A 16723-nucleotide genomic window follows, 5' to 3' on the forward strand; every position below is an offset into this window, starting at 1 on the left:
CGGTTATCGGATGATCATGACCTTTTTAACTTTGGTTTCTGTTCCATCATTATCGGATATAAAAATCATATACACCCCGGAAGCGACCCGGTATTTCCCAAAAGCGGTAGTATTCCATTCGATCGTCCCCCCTTTGGAAACTTCCTCGTGTACCAGGTTGCCTTCGATATCGGTAATTTTCACATTACAGTTCGTCATCAGGCCACTGATTTTTACAGTTCCCTGGTATTCCGGACGTACCGGGTTCGGGAACACAATCACATTGTTCAGGTTATCGGTGGGTGCGGTAGCCACCCCTTTAAACGAAACCATTCCACCATCGGTGGCAAAAAACACTTCTCCGGTGAGTGGATTGATATCGATATCATTGATGGTATTGCCCGGTAAAGGAGAGTTATCTTTCGTAAAGTGGTACTTGGTCTCCTGCCCATTTGGTGAAACCAAAAAAGCACCAGCACCAGCAGTTCCCACCCACTTATTATTGGAACCATCCACTTCGATATCGGTGATAAACTGATTGAAAAACAGCTCCTGCGCCAGGTCTTCTTCCAAAATAATAATAGGGTTGGTCGTAAGTTGTGTTTCTGTCAGGAAATTATCCACGCTGGGTAAAATGCGCAAGCCCTGAGAAGTACCGATCCAGAGTTGGTTCCTTCTGTCTATTGCGATAGCCCTTACATCGATCACCGGCAGGTTTCCCTCATCCGATCCTTCTGATATCTTTAGTATTTTATTATCGTAATTTTCATTGAACCCGATGACCCCTCCATAATTGGAAGCCAGCCATTTGGTACTATTCTTGTCAATCAGTAATTTGGAATAACTATTGGTGTTGGCCACATTCATCACCGGCGCCATCGAATAGGCCTGCCACTGGTTTCCGGGACGCATAACTACCAATCCTTTTTCGGCTAATGAATTCGTCATCCAAAGATTGCCATTACGGTCGAAAGCACTTCCATTCACACGGGATTCGTTAGGCGCTCCTCCAGTAGCCTGTTGCAATCCGCTTCCGTTTGTTGAAGTATTCTGAGGCGTATAGGTCTCGGCCAATACATCATTTTCCAATTGGAGTAAACCGGTAAAATAGGAACTCACATAAGCCACTTTGGTATTGGTGGGATGTGGGGTTACATAAACCAGTGATTTGGCTCCCGATAATTCGCTATAGGGAATATGGGTCCAGCCGATATTGGTGGTAAACTTACTGATCCCGTAGGCATCCAGCGGATACGGATTATAGGTTCCGTTATAGTCCCCAAAAACACACCACAACAGATTGGAGACTGCCTTGATCCGAAATACATTATTCCGTAAAGGCCCACCGGGATAAAAATTATCAAACTGGAACGTATTGCTGATACCACAGGAAAACACGCCATGATCATCCGTACCAACATAAATTGTATTATTAATAAGGGTACCGGAAGTAAAAACAATGGTTTCGGTGGACGATACCTGCGTAGCTGTAAAGCTCGCTACTACTGCAAATGTCGCACTATACACGGTCACTGCTTTTCGGGTGGTCACCACCAGGTATTCTTCCCTGCCCCGGACATCTACAACAGGATCGGGAAAAGAGGCAAATTGCTGAGGGGTGGCTCCATTGAAACGGAACTGGGTATTATTGGCGTCGGTCGCGACAATCTGATTGTTAAAAGTGGTCATGTGGATCCAGCTACCGGTATTGAATTGGGACCACTGGCTAAAATCATTCAGGTTCGGATTGGATAAGCTGGCACTTCGTATTCCATTATTCTGGGTCGCAGCGTAAATCGTATTGTTGAGGACACAGGTCTCAAAAACCCGGACTTCCTGCCCGGCAGGGCCAATATAGTAGGTGTCGCCAAATTCGAGTGTCGCCAGGTCGATGACTACAATCCCGAAATCACAGGAAATGTATACTTTCCCTTCATGCTCTAAGAAATGATTGATCTTTTTTACGTTTGGGGCTACCGGGATCTGGGTTAGGATGTCCACTTTGGTCAGTACGGCATTCGTCGCATCGTTGATGACTAACAATAATCCATTTTCATTCCCCACCAATGTTTTCTTGAAGGTATTGCTATGGTAGAGTGCTGTTATATTTTGTGCTTTCAGCCCATCGACCGAAGTGATGGTTTTAAGCTCCTGCGAAAGGATATTTTTAGAGAAAACGGCATTGGAGCCTGCGGCATATAACCGGCTTTCCGATTCCGCCAGATCCGTAATGTGATTGTAGGAGAAATAACTTCCCCAGGACTGGTTGATCTGTGCCTGGCCCAAGGCCACGAAGAAGAAGAGCAGAAAGGCAAAAAAATGCTTTTTCATTTTTTGATACGGAGTTAAAGTACAAATATAGCTAAAACGATTTTATTTGCTTTTTCATATCTGCCGTGCTAAATTTTGTAAGAAGGAAACCTTCTAAAAACAGAAAAGCCTTCTTACGAAGGCTTTTCCAAATTAAAATGCTGAAAATTATATGATTCCCTGTGCCAGCATAGCATCTGCTACTTTTACAAATCCGGCAAGGTTGGCTCCTTTTACATAATCTACATAACCATCTTCCTGCATACCATATTTCACACAAGATTCGTGGATATCGGTCATGATTTTTTTCAGGATTCTGTCTACTTCCTCTGCAGACCATTCTATTCTCAAAGAGTTTTGGGACATCTCAAGACCTGAAGTGGCTACACCACCAGCATTCGAGGCTTTACCCGGAGAGAATAAAATTTTATTTTGGTGGAAGTATTCCAATGCATCCGGCGTAGTAGGCATATTCGCTCCTTCTACCACACAGATAACACCATTTGCTACTAAGCTTTTAGCACCATCCAGTTTCAACTCATTTTGCGTTGCACATGGAAGCGCAATATCCACTTTTTGCTGCCAAGGGTGTTTGCCTTCAAAAAACGGCACCCCGTATTTATCAGCATACGGTTTAATCGTATCATTATTAGACGCTCTAAGCTCTAACATATAATCGATTTTTTCACCAGATACACCATCAGCATCATAGATATAACCATCAGGTCCGGAAAGCGTTACTACTTTAGCACCCAATTCATTGGCTTTGGTTACAGCTCCCCACGCTACGTTCCCAAATCCGGAAACAGCAATGGTTTTACCTTCAATACCCAATCCTTTAGTTGCCAGCATCGCCTGTAGGAAATATACCGCTCCGAAACCAGTAGCTTGTGGACGGATTAATGATCCACCCCAGGACATTCCTTTTCCGGTAATTACACCGGTAAATTCTCCTTTAATTTTTTTGTACATTCCGAACATGTACCCAATCTCACGGGATCCTACACCGATATCTCCAGCTGGAACGTCTGTGTTTGGCCCTATATATTTGTACAATTCGCTCATGAAGCTATGGCAAAAACGCATGATCTCACCATCAGATTTCCCTTTTGGATCAAAATCAGATCCTCCCTTAGCACCGCCCATTGGAAGTGTTGTCAGTGCATTTTTGAAAGTTTGCTCGAAAGCTAAGAATTTCATGATGCTCAGGTTGACAGACGGGTGGAAACGAAGTCCACCTTTGTAAGGCCCGATTGCAGAATTCATCTGAACTCTGAATCCTCTGTTTACTTGTATTTCTCCTTTATCATCTACCCAACATACACGGAAAGTAATTACACGCTCCGGCTCAGTCATTCTCAAAAGGATGTTTTTTCCGTTATAAATATCTTTTTCTGCTATAAAAGGTAGAATGGCTTCTGCTACCTCCTGTACAGCCTGCATAAATTCAGGCTCATTAGTATTTTTTTTAGCAACTGCTTCAATAAAAGACTTAATATTTTCTTTCATGATTATGAGATTATTAACGTTTATGAAAACGTTTTCGTTTGTTGTCACAAATATACGTCTTATTGAAATATTAGGACATTTTTTTTTGTATTCTCAATGGATTTATTTTTTTTATAAGAAATCTGTATATTCAATGCGTTTACCATTTATAAATTACCGATTTAATTCATTTTTTCTAACCAAATTCGAGTTTTTATTTATTTTTTTGTTTTGCTGCATTAACGCGGGATGTTTTATATATTTGTGCCGTAATTATTTAGGCCTTTATGACACCCCCGAAAAAGATCCTTTTTTGCATTCCCTTTATACTGAGTCTGTTCTCCCCGGCTTTTTCCCAATCAGGAACCGGCCTTACCCATGAGATCGGTGTGGTCGTAGGACCTGTTGCTTTACAGTCGGATTATGGTGAACGCAGGGATTTTGATACGAATAAAGGAAATACAGGTATTGCTGTAGGACTGGTGTATTTTATGGGATTTGAATACCTGACCAATTACCGCCTGAATTATTTTGAAGACCACTTTAAATTAAAGGCAGAGTTATCCTATACCAAAACGGATCTCAAACATTTTGGAAAATATGTAGAAGAAAGCAAGACTTCTGTTTTTGCACAACAGCTTCGCGCCATGCGGGGAAGTTCCAAAACAACCAATGCCGGAGTAGAGTTAGTCTATTTCCCGTTTAGCCTTAAAGATTACGGCTACAACAGTATGAGCTTTGCACCTTATGCAAGTTTTGGAGCACAAGCCACTCATTATACTACTGAAGCCCGATCGTATAACGGCCCGCTGACCCCACTGAACACCCCTGAAAAATACCGCAATGGCTACCGCAATACTTCCGATTATGCCTTATCTATTGTGGGCAGTATCGGGACACGTTATAAAATCAATGCCAATTCCGACCTGATTGCCGACCTGCGCCTGCAGTATTTCAACTCGGACTGGATTGATGGATTACGGCCTGACCCTGCTATTTACAAAGAAAATAAAGCCAATGACTGGCTGGCCTGGTTTACGGTAGGCTACGTCTATTATCTGCCGGAATAAACTATAACAAAAAAAGAAGCCCCGATAAAGATGATTTATCGGGGCTTCTTTTTTAAGCTTCAGGAAATTTATTCGAAAGCCTGTTTCAGGTCTTCCAGTAAATCTTCAATATCTTCTACTCCAACGCTAAGGCGAACCAAATCATCAGAGATACCAATTTCTTTACGTTTGTCTTCCGGAATAGAAGCATGTGTCATCAACGCAGGGTGATTGGCCAGTGACTCTACCCCACCCAACGATTCTGCCAGGGTAAAAACTTCCAGTTTCTCTAAGAAACGGATTGCATCTTCTTTTTTACCGGAAGTAAATGTGAAAGATACCATACCGCCAAATCCGTTTTTCATTTGCTTCTTCGCAATTTCATGGAACGGGTGTGATGGAAGCCCCGGATAAAATACCGTTTTCACTTTGGGGTGATTGCTCAGGTATTCCGTAACTTTTTCACCATTTTCACAATGACGCTGTACTCTCAAATGCAGGGTTTTTATCCCTCTAAGCACCAAAAAGGAATCCTGTGGCCCTAAAGTGGCTCCGGTAGCAAATTGCTGGAAGTGCAGTTGTTCGCCCAATGCTTCATCTTTTACGATCAAAGCACCCGCAATAACATCAGAATGTCCACCCAGGTATTTTGTTGCCGAATGCATCACAATATCAGCTCCTAAGTCCAATGGTTTTTGCAAATAAGGCGTTGCAAAAGTATTATCGACTGCAAAAAGAATGTTATTCGCTTTGGTGATTTCAGCGATTGCAGCAATATCAGCCAGTTTCATTAGAGGATTGGTTGGGGTTTCTACCCATACCAATTTGGTATTTTCATTGATCAGCGATTTGAATTTCTCCAGATCGTTCATGTCTACAAAATGGAATTTTATACCGGAATCCTTATAGATACGGGTAAACATTCTATAGGTACCTCCATATAAGTCGTCCATGGCAATAATTTCATCACCGGCTTTAAACGAACGTAAAACGCAGTCCGTTGCCGCCAATCCAGATGAAAAAGCAAGGCCACGGGTACCGTTTTCAATACTCGCTAAGGCATTTTCCAATGCGGTTCTTGTAGGATTTGCAGCGCGGCTGTACTCATAACCGCTATGTACGCCAGGGCTTTTCTGTATAAAGGTCGAGGTCTGATAAACTGGTGGCATTACAGCTCCAGTACTTGGATCTGGTTCCTGCCCTCCGTGAATAACTTTCGTGTTAAACTTCATATAAATAGTTTTAATTTCATGAATTATTCGACAAATTTACTCTATAATTTTGGTGTGACCAATTCCCAAAGTCTTACCTTTATGCATAATTTAACTTTCCTGCCATGAAAAAAATACTTTCAATTGCCGTAGTTGCCCTCCTTTTCGCAAGCTGTGCCAAAGAAGAACTGAGTTTCACTTCCGCAACCTACGAGAAAAAATCTACGCTTCCGTGCAAGGAAAATTGTACTGCCGCCACTTTGGTCATACCCGTAGCTGAAAATGCCGGCATCGTATCGGACAGCATCAACCAGACGATCTTCAATACCCTTCGCAATATTGTCTACTTTGGAGAAACACCTTCAAATGCAAAAAACTACAATGAATTAGTAGATTCCTTTATCGGCTCCTATGACGACATGAAGAAAAAATTTCCGGATGAGACCTTTGGCTGGGAGGCGAAAGTAAAAGGCAGCGTGAAATATGAATCGGATAGCATCGTGAATATTGAACTCGAGCATTATACCTTTACCGGAGGCGCTCATGGCTACAGCGGATTACGCTCCCTTATCTTCAATCGCCAAACGGGTAAATTAATTCCGAACGACCAACTTTTTAAAGACCGGAATGCCTTTAAAGCCTTTGCTGAACAAAAATTCCGTGCGTTATATAAAATCCCAAGTGGTCCGATCAATGCTACCGGGCTGATGTTTGAAGACGAGAAATTCCATCTCCCGCAAAACATCTTCTATACCGACAAAGGACTGCTCTTGTATTACAACCTCTACGAAGTTGCTTCCTATGCCGACGGCGCTAAAGAAGTGCTGCTTTCTTATGATGAAGTACAACCCTACCTGAAAACGAAATAAGTATCAGACCCTTTTTTTCAGCTGCAATATGATCCCCATGTGCACGCCCTCATGAAAGATATTAAAGCGGGCTGCATCATGGACATTTTTCACGGTAAATCCCGATGTGGTAGTAAACGCATTGTAGTTTTCAAAAACACCATCCATAAAATCGTTTTTGGTATGTTCCAGCGTAGAAAACAAAAATTCTTTGATCTGCACCAATTCCTCGACCGTACAATTCTTTTCGGGTCGGGTACCGCGTTTGTAGCGGGACACCAGTTCGTCGGGAATAACCATTGGCAGTCCGGAAAGATGGTACAACAGCATCTGCTGTACTACGATCACGTGAGCGACATTCCAGATCAGGTTGTTTGAAAATCCTATTGGTATTTCATTCAGTTGCTCCAACGAATGCGTATCGAGTATTGCCAGTAAATTGTTTCGGCTTGACAGTGTAATATCAAAAGTGATGTCCATTGTTTTATTTTTTTATAAATTTATCTTTTTTCATTTTCAAAAATCATTTCTTTGTACAGAAAATTATAGGCCATGAATACAATATACTATTTAGCTTCCTGCGATACCTGCAGAAAGATCATTAAATCCCTTCCCAATTCCGACAAGCTTCAATTCCATGACATCAAGCAGGATCCTATCACGGAGGCGGAACTGGAGGCCATGCACGAACTTTCCGGAAGCTATGAAGCGCTTTTCAGCAAAAAAGCCCAATTGTACAAATCGATGGATCTCAAAAATAAAAACCTGACCGAAGCGGATTATAAAAAATACATCCTGGAACATTACACCTTCCTGAGCCGCCCGGTTTTTATTATTGACGGCAAAATATACATTGGCAACAGCCAAAAAAACATCAATGAGGTGATTTCTGTTCTAAAATAATGATTTGACGCTGATATTCCGCCCAAACAGAATTTTCTACTGAAAACTATTTATTACCTTTGTAGCTATTACATTTTTATATGATACAATCCATGACGGGTTTTGGCAAGGCAACTTTGCAGCTACAAACCAAAAAAATTACTGTAGAACTCAAATCACTAAACAGTAAAGGTTTAGACTTGAACGTAAGAATCCCATCACTTTACCGTGAAATGGAACTCGGCTTACGCAATCAGATTGCCCAGAGATTAGAGCGTGGAAAAGTTGATTTTTCCCTTTATATAGAAATTACCGGCGAAGATACCTCTTCCAAAATCAACGTTCCCATTGTAAAAGGATACATGAACCAGTTGCGACAGGTAGTGCCTGGTGATGATACCGAATTGCTAAAGATGGCCATCCGGATGCCGGATGCTATGAAAGTGGAACGGGAAGAAATAGATGAAAACGAATGGAAAGAAATCCAGACGGTTATCGAAGAAGCGTCAAAAAATATCCAGAATTTCAGGATTTCAGAAGGTACTGCATTGGAAAAAGAATTCCTCCACCGCATTGCCAACATCATGACCCTTATGAACGACACTGTTGCCTTAGACAGCGAACGTATCCAGACGGTAAAGACAAGGCTGCAAACGGCTATTGATGAGTTGAAAGTGACTGTCGATGAAAACCGTTTTGAGCAGGAATTGATTTTTTACCTCGAAAAATATGACATCACAGAAGAAAAAGTACGCCTGGAAAACCACCTGAACTACTTTATCGAAACATTAGCCGGAACAGAAGCCAATGGACGTAAACTGGGTTTCATCACTCAGGAAATGGGACGTGAGATCAATACGATGGGCTCTAAATCCAATCATGCCCAAATGCAGAAACTGGTCGTGCAAATGAAAGATGAACTCGAAAAAATTAAAGAACAAGTATTAAACGTTCTCTAAAAATACAAACAGAAAGCCAAACACTTTTCGCAACTTAGTACCACACCATGAATAACGGTAAATTAATTGTCTTCTCTGCCCCTTCAGGATCCGGCAAAACAACCATAGTACGCTACCTCCTTGAGCAAAAAGAACTGCATCTGGATTTTTCCATTTCGGCTACTTCCCGCCAGAAAAGAGGCGATGAAATCGATGGAAAAGATTATTATTTTATTTCTGCTGCTGCATTTCAACAGAAAATTGCCGAAAATGCTTTTGTAGAATACGAAGAAGTCTATACGGACAACTGGTATGGAACGCTAAAAAGTGAACTGGAACGTATTTGGGCCGAAGGCAAACATGTCATTTTTGATATTGATGTCATAGGTGGCCTCAAGATTAAAAAGCAATATCCCAAAGAAACCCTGGCTATTTTTGTCAGCCCACCTTCCGTAGAGGAACTGGAACGCCGCCTGCGCTTCCGCCAGACGGAAAGTGAGGAAAAGATACAAATGCGCCTTGAAAAAGCCGAAAGGGAAATATCAACTGCTGGCCAGTTTGATGTGATCCTCAAAAATCACGACCTTGAAATTGCCAAAAACGATGCCTATAAACTGGTATCCGATTATTTAAAAATGATTTAAAACCATTTTGATTCATTAAAGTACAGCACTATGAAAATCGGATTATACTTCGGGACGTTTAACCCCATTCATGTCGGGCATCTGATTATCGCCAATCACATGGTTGAATTTTCAAATCTTGACGAAGTCTGGATGGTGGTCACTCCGCATAATCCGCACAAAAAGAAGAATACCCTGCTCGATGACCACCATCGTTTGGAAATGGTATTCCTGGCAACCGAAGATTTTGATAAAATCAAGCCTTCCGATATCGAATTCAAGCTTTCACAGCCCAATTATACGGTTACGACCCTCGCCTACCTGGAAGAGAAATTTCCGCAGCACGAGTTTTCACTGATCATGGGTGAAGACAATCTCAAATCATTCCACAAATGGAAAAATTATGAGACTATTTTGGAAAACTACGAATTGTACATTTACCCACGGATATCTCCGGAGCATGTGAACCCCCAATTTGATAACCATCCCAAAATACACCGTATTGAAGCACCGATAATCGAGATTTCGGCTACTTTTATTCGGGAGAGCATCAAAAACAAGAAAAACATACAGCCTTTATTACCCCCAAAAGTATGGCAGTACATCGACCATAACCTCTTGTATACCAAATAAAAACTCCGCTTTCGGGCCAATCGCGCATCCGTATCTACACTGTTCCCTAAGGCATTAGGTGCACAAACACTTAACAATACTTTACCACACTTCGGTATTGCATTTTATAACTTTGCATGAAAATAAAACCTTATGCAAAACTTCGAATTATATAATCCGACGAACTTAGTTTTCGGAAAAGGGCAAATCGCCAAACTAAAAGAATTAGTCCCTCAAAATGCAAAAGTCCTGTTAGCCTATGGTGGCGGCAGTATTTTTAAAAATGGCATATACGATCAGGTAATCAAGGCCCTTACCGGTTTTGAAATCGTTGAATTTGGTGGTATTGAACCCAATCCACGTTATGAGACGCTTATGAAAGCTGTCACAGTAATCAAGGAAAAGAAACTCGATTTCATCCTTGCTGTAGGCGGTGGTTCCGTAATTGATGGCGTGAAATTTATTGCTGCTGCAGTACATTTTGACGGCAATCCAATGGAAATCCTTCACAAACGAATGCAGATTAAAGCCAATGCGATGCCTTTTGGAACGGTACTGACCTTACCGGCAACCGGAAGCGAAATGAACTCCGGTGCGGTGGTTACCATTAATGAGACACAGGAGAAACTCTCCTTTGGTGGTTCGGCATTGTTTCCTAAATTTTCCATTTGTGATCCTACAGTGATTGCATCGCTACCTAAAAAACAAATCCAGAATGGTGTAATTGATGCTTTTACGCATGTACTGGAACAATACCTTACCTTCAAGCAGGATGCTTATCTGCAGGACCGTATTGCCGAAGGAATTCTCCATACCCTGATTGAAGTGGGCCCAAAAGTAGTAGACAATCCGACTGATTATGCACTGGCTTCCAATTACATGTGGAGCTGCACCATGGCGTTGAATGGATTGATCCAAAAAGGCGTTTCAACAGACTGGGCTACTCACATGATCGGACACGAACTAACTGCGTTATATGAAATTGACCATGCCCGTACATTGGCGATCATAGCACCAAACCTGTACAAAGTGATGTTTGCCACTAAAAAAGAAAAACTGGCACAATTTGGTGAAAGGATTTTCGGATTGCAGGGCGACACTGAAACCGTGGCCAAACAGGCAATTGAAAAAATGACTGACTTTTTCCACACGATGGGAATGCAGACTAAACTTTCGGAGAATACAGCCAATTACCAGGATACAGCTAATTTCATTGTGAAACGTTTTGACGAAAGAGGATGGAAAGGCTTAGGGGAAAAACAAAACATCACCCTGGAAAAAGTAAGAGAAATCGTAGAATTGAGCTACTAATTCCATTTTTGATCCTACCTCAAACAAAAGGTGCTCCAGAATAAATTTCAGGAGCACCTTTTTAAAAAACACCAAAAACAAAATTTAACTAACTTTTTATAAACCTAAGAAGAATTGCTTCTCAGATGGAATTATAGATTTAATAACGGTACATTTTAAATTGTATTTTATTGTAAATCATAATATTAAGTTAAAAATTAAAATAAGAGTCAATCCTCTGACGTTTAAACGTTAAAACACCGTGTCCTATAATTATACCGTATAATACTTTCTAATTTGAGTATTTTAAGTATTTTTGGATAATAATTGAAATATACAAAATGAGTGAACATCCGAAATTTGCAGTCATAGGGGGCGGAAGTTGGGCTACTGCGATTGCAAAAATGTTAAGCGTTAATCTGCCGGAAATAGCCTGGTACATGAGAAACACTGCTGCTATAGAACATATAGAAACGTATCACCACAATCCAAACTACCTGAGTTCTGTTGAATTCCACGTCAATAAATTAAAACTGACTTCTGATCTGAATGAAGCGGTTGCCTATGCAGACTATCTTATTTTTGCTATTCCCTCTGCATTCCTGAATGCGGAACTGGAAAAATTAACAGCCAGTCTGGAAGGAAAAGTAATTTTTTCTGCGATAAAAGGTATTGTTCCGGAGACCAGCCTGATTGTAGGCGAACACTTCCACCTGAAATATAACATTGACTATAACAATATTGGGGTAATCACAGGACCCTGCCACGCTGAAGAAGTAGCATTGGAAAAACTGTCCTACCTGACGATTGCCTGTGCCAATGAAGAAAAAGCAGGGGTTGTCGCTTCAAAACTTTCCGGGAATTTCATCAAAACAAAGATCTCTGATGATATTGTCGGTACGGAATATGCTGCAATGCTCAAGAATATTTATGCTATTGCTGCCGGTATGGCACATGGGCTCGGTTATGGAGATAATTTCCAGGCCGTATTAATGAGCAATGCCATACGCGAAATGAAGAAGTTCATCCGTAAGGTCCATAAGATGAAGCGTAATATTAATGATTCTGCTTATCTGGGCGATTTACTGGTAACCGGATATTCCATTTTTTCCCGAAACAGGATGTTTGGAAATATGATAGGGAAAGGCTATACGGTAAAATATGCTATGCTGGAGATGAGTATGGTCGCTGAGGGCTATTATGCCGCTAAAAGCGCTTATAAGCTCAATGAAGAGTATCAGGCAAAGACACCAATAATAAATGCGGTGTACAGCATCCTGTATGAAGGTAAAGACCCTAAAAAAGTATTTAAGAAACTGACCGATAAACTGGATTAATACAGTTCAAAAAACAATAAAAAAGCCCGGAACAACTTCCGGGCTTTTTTATTACCCTATATGTCCCGTCCTGAAATAGCGATACAAAAAAAAACTCAATTATGTCTAAAGAGAAAAATTATGTAAAGCGAACCCAGCGAGATTACAGTATGTCTCTCAAATTGCAAATCGTCCATGAGATTGAACGAGGAGAGTTATCTACACATGGAGCTTGTAAAAAATATGGTGTGCAAGCACGTTCAACAGTTGTTAGTTGGCTTAGAAAATTTGGTAACTTTGATTGGGAAACCCAAACCCCATCTCAAATGGCTAAAACACCTGAACAGCAAATCATGGAACTCGAAGCTAAAGTTACGCTTCTTGAAAAACAGAAAGCTCATCTGGAGCAACAAGTTAATTTTACGGATAAGAAAGCTATTATTTTTGATATGCTTATTGATATTGCAGAGAAAGAATATAATATCGATATCCGAAAAAACTCATCACCCGAACAATTGTCCTATTTAAAGAAGAACAAAAACAAACCTTAGGTTTTACCTGTAGTTTGTTCGGGATAGACAGGCAGGTCTATTATCGTAGCATTAAAAGAAAAATCTTAAAGCAATCAAAGTCTGAACAAGTCATTCTTATGGTAAGAAAGATTAGGATGAAAATGCCTCGTATCGGTACGAGAAAGTTGTATTATTTATTAAACCAGGAGCTTAGAGCATTGAAGATTGGAAGAGATATGTTTTTTAATATCCTCAAAGTAAACCATCTGCTAATATCTCCAAAACGGAGCTATCATATTACGACTAACTCATATCATCGTTTTAAAAAACACAAGAATTTAATTGAAAACTTAAAAATAATACGTCCTGAACAGGTTTGGGTATCCGATATTACATACATCGGAAAAAGAAGTAAGCCCTGCTATTTAAGCTTAGTAACAGATGCATATTCAAAACGGATCATGGGATTTAATGTAGCTACTAATTTAAATGCCGAAAATAGTCTTAAAGCTTTACAAATGGCTCTTAAGAGCAGGAAAAATAGTTGTTTGTCGTTAATCCATCACTCAGATAGAGGTATACAATATTGTTCTGATGAATATCAAAAAGTGATACGCAAGACTAAAAACCTGCGCTGTAGCATGACTGAGTCTTATGATCCATATCAAAATGCGGTCGCTGAAAGGGTAAATGGAATATTAAAACAGGAGTTTTTAGTAGATAGGTATAATGATCAGCAACTTAATATTATTAAGTTAGTAGTTAAGGAATCTATACAGATTTATAATCTAGTAAGACCGCATTGCTCTAATCATATGCTTACTCCGATGCAAATGCATCAGCAAAAAGAAATAGAAATGAAAACCTATAAAACAAAAAACAGAAGTAACCATGAAGCTACTTCTGTCTAAAAAATGTACTTTTATTATTATTAATCCTGTATTGCTATTCTAGGACTAGACATAATGATCCCGTCTTTAAAGATCAGCGGTACTTCTACCGTATAATCTTCATGGAGTGAATGGGCTTTAAAAATATATTTTTTATCGTGTAGTACATTATCTATGAAGAATGTAACCATAAATTCATTGTCCAGCACCAGCACACTGTCTTCCATCAGTTCAATCTTCACAAAAGAAACCGGTTCTACTGTAACAAAAGCATGCCGCAACAAAGAAGTTTTTTTAGCCTCTCCATCAATCACTCCGGAAGCTTTGGAGACAATTAATACATTTTCCAGCTTAAAATCACTGTCATTAATCAGATAAGCATACCACGTTTTCTGCATGAAGTCATCATTCCACTCCTGGACTGCAGCCACAAATATATTTTCTACTTTAGGGATTATAATGTCTTTTTTCATAGTCTGGCATTTAGAATCTGCATCCGGTTACTGCCGGCTCATTCGATTCTGATTGTGTATATAGTAAAAACGGGAACTCCTGTGTGGAATTCCCGAAATGTTTTGCTTAAAAACTGGATTTGAATTGCTCCAGAAAACGAACATCATTTTCATAGAACATTCGAATATCCCCAATTTGATATAATAGCATTGCAATTCGTTCAATTCCCATCCCGAAAGCAAATCCTGTAAATTCATCTGAATTGATCCCACAGTTCTTAAGAACATTAGGATCGACCATACCGCAGCCTCCTATTTCGAGCCAGCCTGTACCTTTGGTAATCCTGTAATCGGTTTCTGTTTTCAGTCCCCAATAGATGTCTACTTCCGCACTCGGCTCTGTAAAAGGAAAATAGGACGGACGAAGCCTGATTTTGGACTTCCCGAACATTTCCTTTGTAAAATACAACAGGGTTTGTTTCAGGTCGGCAAAAGACACATCCTTATCGATATAAAGTCCCTCCACCTGGTGGAAGATACAGTGGGAGCGTGACGATACGGCTTCATTACGAAACACCCTTCCCGGAGAAATGGTACGTATCGGTGGTTTATTATTTTCCATATAGCGCACCTGCACTGATGAAGTGTGGGTACGTAATAAGATATCAGGATTGGTTTGTATAAAAAAAGTATCCTGCATGTCCCGTGCCGGGTGGTATTCCGGAAGGTTCAATGCGGTAAAATTATGCCAGTCGTCCTCGATTTCCGGACCTTCGGAAACATTAAACCCAATCGTAGAAAAGATATCAATAATTTGATTTTTTACCAATGATATAGGATGGCGGGAACCAATTTTCAAAGGCTCACCCGGACGGCTAAGATCTCCGTAAAATCCAACGCTAACTTCCTGGCCTTCCAGAAAATCCTGAATGTCCTTTACTTTACCTTCTGCTGTATTCTTCAACAGGTTGACTACCTGGCCGAACTCTTTTTTCTGTTCGTTAGGAACCGTTTTAAAAGCAGCGAAGAAATCATTTAGTATTCCTTTTTTTCCGAGAAAACGAATTCGAAAGGCTTCCAGTTCTTCTTTGTTCTGAGTCTGAAATGCATTCGCTTCCCCTATATATTCTTTAATCTTATCTATCATAATCGCTTCGATAATTGAAGTGCAAATTTAGGAAAAAAAAATCAGTTCACCTTGACTTTTGATGGTTGTCCCTTTTTTTAACGCTCGTTAATTCCAGTCTTTTTAACTGTGCCCATTCCTTATTCCTGCTATTATCCGGAAATTCAAAAACGGTAACAGCAAGTCTTCCAGTCGATATCAGGCAATAATACCTTTTTCAAGGAAATAATTCACAATGGCTTCTTTCATAAGGACCGACTGTTCCCCGGCACGAAGCGCAGGCAGGTTTTCCTTAACGGTATAATGGGGCCAGCCTTCGGAATCGAAATAATCAAATTCATAAAACCCGTAGGGCTCGAGCAGGCGGCAAATGGCGATATGCATAAGGTTAACCTTTTCATCCTTCTTGAATGTAGTATGGAATTTTCCCAGCTCCTGGACACCGATCAGGTAAATTATAGCATCTAAATCCAGTACATCACCTTCGGCGAATTGTTTGGAAAGTAGTGTAACGAGCTGTTCCCAGCGTTCTTTTAATTGTGTATCTCTAGACATTGTTTTAGTTATATGTTATGAAAAATGGGACCTATTCATAATGCAGTCGGCAAAGATATTGCAATTTATAATTTTTAGCCCTTATTTAATTCGCATATCTTTGCAATCTTAAATAATGCAAAATGACTTTTTTAGATCTTTTCCTGGGAGGAATAGTAGCATATGGATGTATTCGTGGACTCTGGAAAGGGCTTTTCGTAGAAATGGCTTCTTTTGTTTCGCTGCTGATTGGTATTTATATTGCGATGAAATTCTCCTACCTGATGCGTTCCATCATTGAAGGCCATGTGTCCTGGGATCCAAAAACAATTGAAATTACGGCTTTTGCCCTTACGTTTATCGTAGTCGTAGTCGGGATATTCCTTTTGGCTAAATTATTTACGACCATTGCCGATTTCGCCAGCCTTGGAATCATTAACCGATTGGCAGGTGGTCTTTTCGGACTGCTAAAAATGATATTGATCCTGAGTATACTCCTGAGCCTCTTCCTGAAAATCAATTATAATGACATGCTGTTATCCAAAGAAAAACAGGAACAGTCGCTGTTTTTTAATCCGGTTCAAAAAGTAGCATCCTTTATTTTCCCGATGATTAAAGAATGGTTTCCGGAAAATCTGATCCCTACCGAAAGTGAACGGTAAA

General features: G+C 40.3%; 18 protein-coding genes. 11 read left to right on the forward strand and 7 right to left on the reverse strand.

What is annotated here, in order from left to right:
- Positions 1-3: 3 nt before the first annotated feature.
- Both porZ and gdhA read right to left on the reverse strand, forming a co-directional pair.
- A complete protein-coding gene (gene porZ / locus FK004_RS03830) occupies positions 4-2310 on the reverse strand; it encodes a type IX secretion system anionic LPS delivery protein PorZ (RefSeq protein ID WP_108736065.1) in 2307 nt (768 codons plus the stop codon).
- Between the two features lie 147 nt (positions 2311-2457).
- Positions 2458-3798, reverse strand: a complete 1341-nt coding sequence (gene gdhA, locus FK004_RS03835; RefSeq protein WP_108736066.1) for an NADP-specific glutamate dehydrogenase — start codon at positions 3796-3798, stop codon at positions 2458-2460.
- Between the two features lie 266 nt (positions 3799-4064).
- Here gdhA and FK004_RS03840 point away from each other — a divergent pair, with 266 nt between their 5' ends.
- A complete protein-coding gene (locus FK004_RS03840) occupies positions 4065-4847 on the forward strand; it encodes a THC0290_0291 family protein (protein WP_227871666.1) in 783 nt (260 codons plus the stop codon).
- Between the two features lie 68 nt (positions 4848-4915).
- Here FK004_RS03840 and FK004_RS03845 read toward each other — a convergent pair whose 3' ends face one another.
- Positions 4916-6058, reverse strand: coding sequence for a cystathionine gamma-synthase (locus tag FK004_RS03845; protein WP_108736067.1), 1143 nt, complete (start codon positions 6056-6058; stop codon positions 4916-4918).
- Positions 6059-6162: 104 nt separating this feature from the next.
- On the opposite strand from FK004_RS03845, the gene FK004_RS03850 reads away from it, so the two are divergent.
- Positions 6163-6906 carry a DUF3298 and DUF4163 domain-containing protein gene (locus tag FK004_RS03850; protein WP_108736068.1) on the forward strand — a complete coding sequence of 248 codons (744 nt, stop codon included), beginning with the start codon at positions 6163-6165 and terminating at the stop codon, positions 6904-6906.
- Between the two features lie 3 nt (positions 6907-6909).
- Here the strand turns inward: FK004_RS03850 and FK004_RS03855 are convergent, their stop codons facing one another.
- Positions 6910-7365, reverse strand: coding sequence for a DinB family protein (locus tag FK004_RS03855; protein WP_108736069.1), 456 nt, complete (start codon positions 7363-7365; stop codon positions 6910-6912).
- Positions 7366-7437: 72 nt separating this feature from the next.
- On the opposite strand from FK004_RS03855, the gene FK004_RS03860 reads away from it, so the two are divergent.
- The 8 genes from FK004_RS03860 to FK004_RS03890 all read left to right on the forward strand — a co-directional run bounded on the left by FK004_RS03860 (position 7438) and on the right by FK004_RS03890 (position 13969).
- Positions 7438-7788, forward strand: coding sequence for an arsenate reductase family protein (locus FK004_RS03860; protein WP_108736070.1), 351 nt, complete (start codon positions 7438-7440; stop codon positions 7786-7788).
- Between the two features lie 80 nt (positions 7789-7868).
- A complete protein-coding gene (locus tag FK004_RS03865) occupies positions 7869-8726 on the forward strand; it encodes a YicC/YloC family endoribonuclease (protein WP_108736071.1) in 858 nt (285 codons plus the stop codon).
- A 47-nt stretch (positions 8727-8773) separates the two neighbouring features.
- The gene (gene gmk / locus FK004_RS03870; protein ID WP_108736072.1) at positions 8774-9349 is read left to right on the forward strand and encodes a guanylate kinase; all 576 of its coding nucleotides are present in this window, start codon (positions 8774-8776) and stop codon (positions 9347-9349) included.
- 30 nt (positions 9350-9379) lie between these two features.
- A complete protein-coding gene (nadD, locus tag FK004_RS03875) occupies positions 9380-9961 on the forward strand; it encodes a nicotinate (nicotinamide) nucleotide adenylyltransferase (protein ID WP_108736073.1) in 582 nt (193 codons plus the stop codon).
- Positions 9962-10093: 132 nt separating this feature from the next.
- Positions 10094-11251: an iron-containing alcohol dehydrogenase gene (locus FK004_RS03880; protein WP_108736074.1), complete on the forward strand. Its 1158-nt coding sequence runs from the start codon at positions 10094-10096 to the stop codon at positions 11249-11251.
- 320 nt (positions 11252-11571) lie between these two features.
- Entirely contained in the window at positions 11572-12567 is a 996-nt protein-coding gene (locus FK004_RS03885) for an NAD(P)H-dependent glycerol-3-phosphate dehydrogenase (RefSeq protein ID WP_108736075.1), read from the forward strand.
- A 101-nt stretch (positions 12568-12668) separates the two neighbouring features.
- A complete protein-coding gene (locus tag FK004_RS19380) occupies positions 12669-13097 on the forward strand; it encodes a hypothetical protein (RefSeq protein ID WP_227871586.1) in 429 nt (142 codons plus the stop codon).
- Positions 13098-13111: 14 nt separating this feature from the next.
- A complete protein-coding gene (locus tag FK004_RS03890) occupies positions 13112-13969 on the forward strand; it encodes an IS3 family transposase (RefSeq protein ID WP_262497642.1) in 858 nt (285 codons plus the stop codon).
- A 20-nt stretch (positions 13970-13989) separates the two neighbouring features.
- Here the strand turns inward: FK004_RS03890 and FK004_RS03895 are convergent, their stop codons facing one another.
- The 3 genes from FK004_RS03895 to FK004_RS03905 all read right to left on the reverse strand — a co-directional run bounded on the left by FK004_RS03895 (position 13990) and on the right by FK004_RS03905 (position 16081).
- Positions 13990-14421, reverse strand: a complete 432-nt coding sequence (locus tag FK004_RS03895) for a hypothetical protein (protein ID WP_108736076.1) — start codon at positions 14419-14421, stop codon at positions 13990-13992.
- A gap of 106 nt (positions 14422-14527) precedes the next feature.
- Positions 14528-15547, reverse strand: a complete 1020-nt coding sequence (gene pheS, locus FK004_RS03900; protein ID WP_108736077.1) for a phenylalanine--tRNA ligase subunit alpha — start codon at positions 15545-15547, stop codon at positions 14528-14530.
- A gap of 177 nt (positions 15548-15724) precedes the next feature.
- Positions 15725-16081: a hypothetical protein gene (locus tag FK004_RS03905; RefSeq protein WP_108736078.1), complete on the reverse strand. Its 357-nt coding sequence runs from the start codon at positions 16079-16081 to the stop codon at positions 15725-15727.
- A 122-nt stretch (positions 16082-16203) separates the two neighbouring features.
- Between FK004_RS03905 and FK004_RS03910 the strand changes: the two genes are divergently transcribed.
- The gene (locus FK004_RS03910; protein WP_108736079.1) at positions 16204-16722 is read left to right on the forward strand and encodes a CvpA family protein; all 519 of its coding nucleotides are present in this window, start codon (positions 16204-16206) and stop codon (positions 16720-16722) included.
- The last annotated feature ends 1 nt before the right edge of the window (position 16723 follow it).

The sequence above is a fragment of the Flavobacterium kingsejongi genome (assembly GCF_003076475.1).
Lineage (GTDB): Bacteria > Bacteroidota > Bacteroidia > Flavobacteriales > Flavobacteriaceae > Flavobacterium > Flavobacterium kingsejongi.

What these genes read in the sequence shown, in the direction of transcription:
- porZ (WP_108736065.1), bottom strand. Translation starts at nt 2,310, where the DNA reads ATGAAAAAGCATTTTTTTGCCTTTCTGCTCTTCTTCTTCGTGGCCTTG.
- gdhA (WP_108736066.1), bottom strand. Translation starts at nt 3,798, where the DNA reads ATGAAAGAAAATATTAAGTCTTTTATTGAAGCAGTTGCTAAAAAAAAT.
- FK004_RS03840 (WP_227871666.1), top strand. Translation starts at nt 4,065, where the DNA reads ATGACACCCCCGAAAAAGATCCTTTTTTGCATTCCCTTTATACTGAGT.
- FK004_RS03845 (WP_108736067.1), bottom strand. Translation starts at nt 6,058, where the DNA reads ATGAAGTTTAACACGAAAGTTATTCACGGAGGGCAGGAACCAGATCCA.
- FK004_RS03850 (WP_108736068.1), top strand. Translation starts at nt 6,163, where the DNA reads ATGAAAAAAATACTTTCAATTGCCGTAGTTGCCCTCCTTTTCGCAAGC.
- FK004_RS03855 (WP_108736069.1), bottom strand. Translation starts at nt 7,365, where the DNA reads ATGGACATCACTTTTGATATTACACTGTCAAGCCGAAACAATTTACTG.
- FK004_RS03860 (WP_108736070.1), top strand. Translation starts at nt 7,438, where the DNA reads ATGAATACAATATACTATTTAGCTTCCTGCGATACCTGCAGAAAGATC.
- FK004_RS03865 (WP_108736071.1), top strand. Translation starts at nt 7,869, where the DNA reads ATGATACAATCCATGACGGGTTTTGGCAAGGCAACTTTGCAGCTACAA.
- gmk (WP_108736072.1), top strand. Translation starts at nt 8,774, where the DNA reads ATGAATAACGGTAAATTAATTGTCTTCTCTGCCCCTTCAGGATCCGGC.
- nadD (WP_108736073.1), top strand. Translation starts at nt 9,380, where the DNA reads ATGAAAATCGGATTATACTTCGGGACGTTTAACCCCATTCATGTCGGG.
- FK004_RS03880 (WP_108736074.1), top strand. Translation starts at nt 10,094, where the DNA reads ATGCAAAACTTCGAATTATATAATCCGACGAACTTAGTTTTCGGAAAA.
- FK004_RS03885 (WP_108736075.1), top strand. Translation starts at nt 11,572, where the DNA reads ATGAGTGAACATCCGAAATTTGCAGTCATAGGGGGCGGAAGTTGGGCT.
- FK004_RS19380 (WP_227871586.1), top strand. Translation starts at nt 12,669, where the DNA reads ATGTCTAAAGAGAAAAATTATGTAAAGCGAACCCAGCGAGATTACAGT.
- FK004_RS03895 (WP_108736076.1), bottom strand. Translation starts at nt 14,421, where the DNA reads ATGAAAAAAGACATTATAATCCCTAAAGTAGAAAATATATTTGTGGCT.
- pheS (WP_108736077.1), bottom strand. Translation starts at nt 15,547, where the DNA reads ATGATAGATAAGATTAAAGAATATATAGGGGAAGCGAATGCATTTCAG.
- FK004_RS03905 (WP_108736078.1), bottom strand. Translation starts at nt 16,081, where the DNA reads ATGTCTAGAGATACACAATTAAAAGAACGCTGGGAACAGCTCGTTACA.
- FK004_RS03910 (WP_108736079.1), top strand. Translation starts at nt 16,204, where the DNA reads ATGACTTTTTTAGATCTTTTCCTGGGAGGAATAGTAGCATATGGATGT.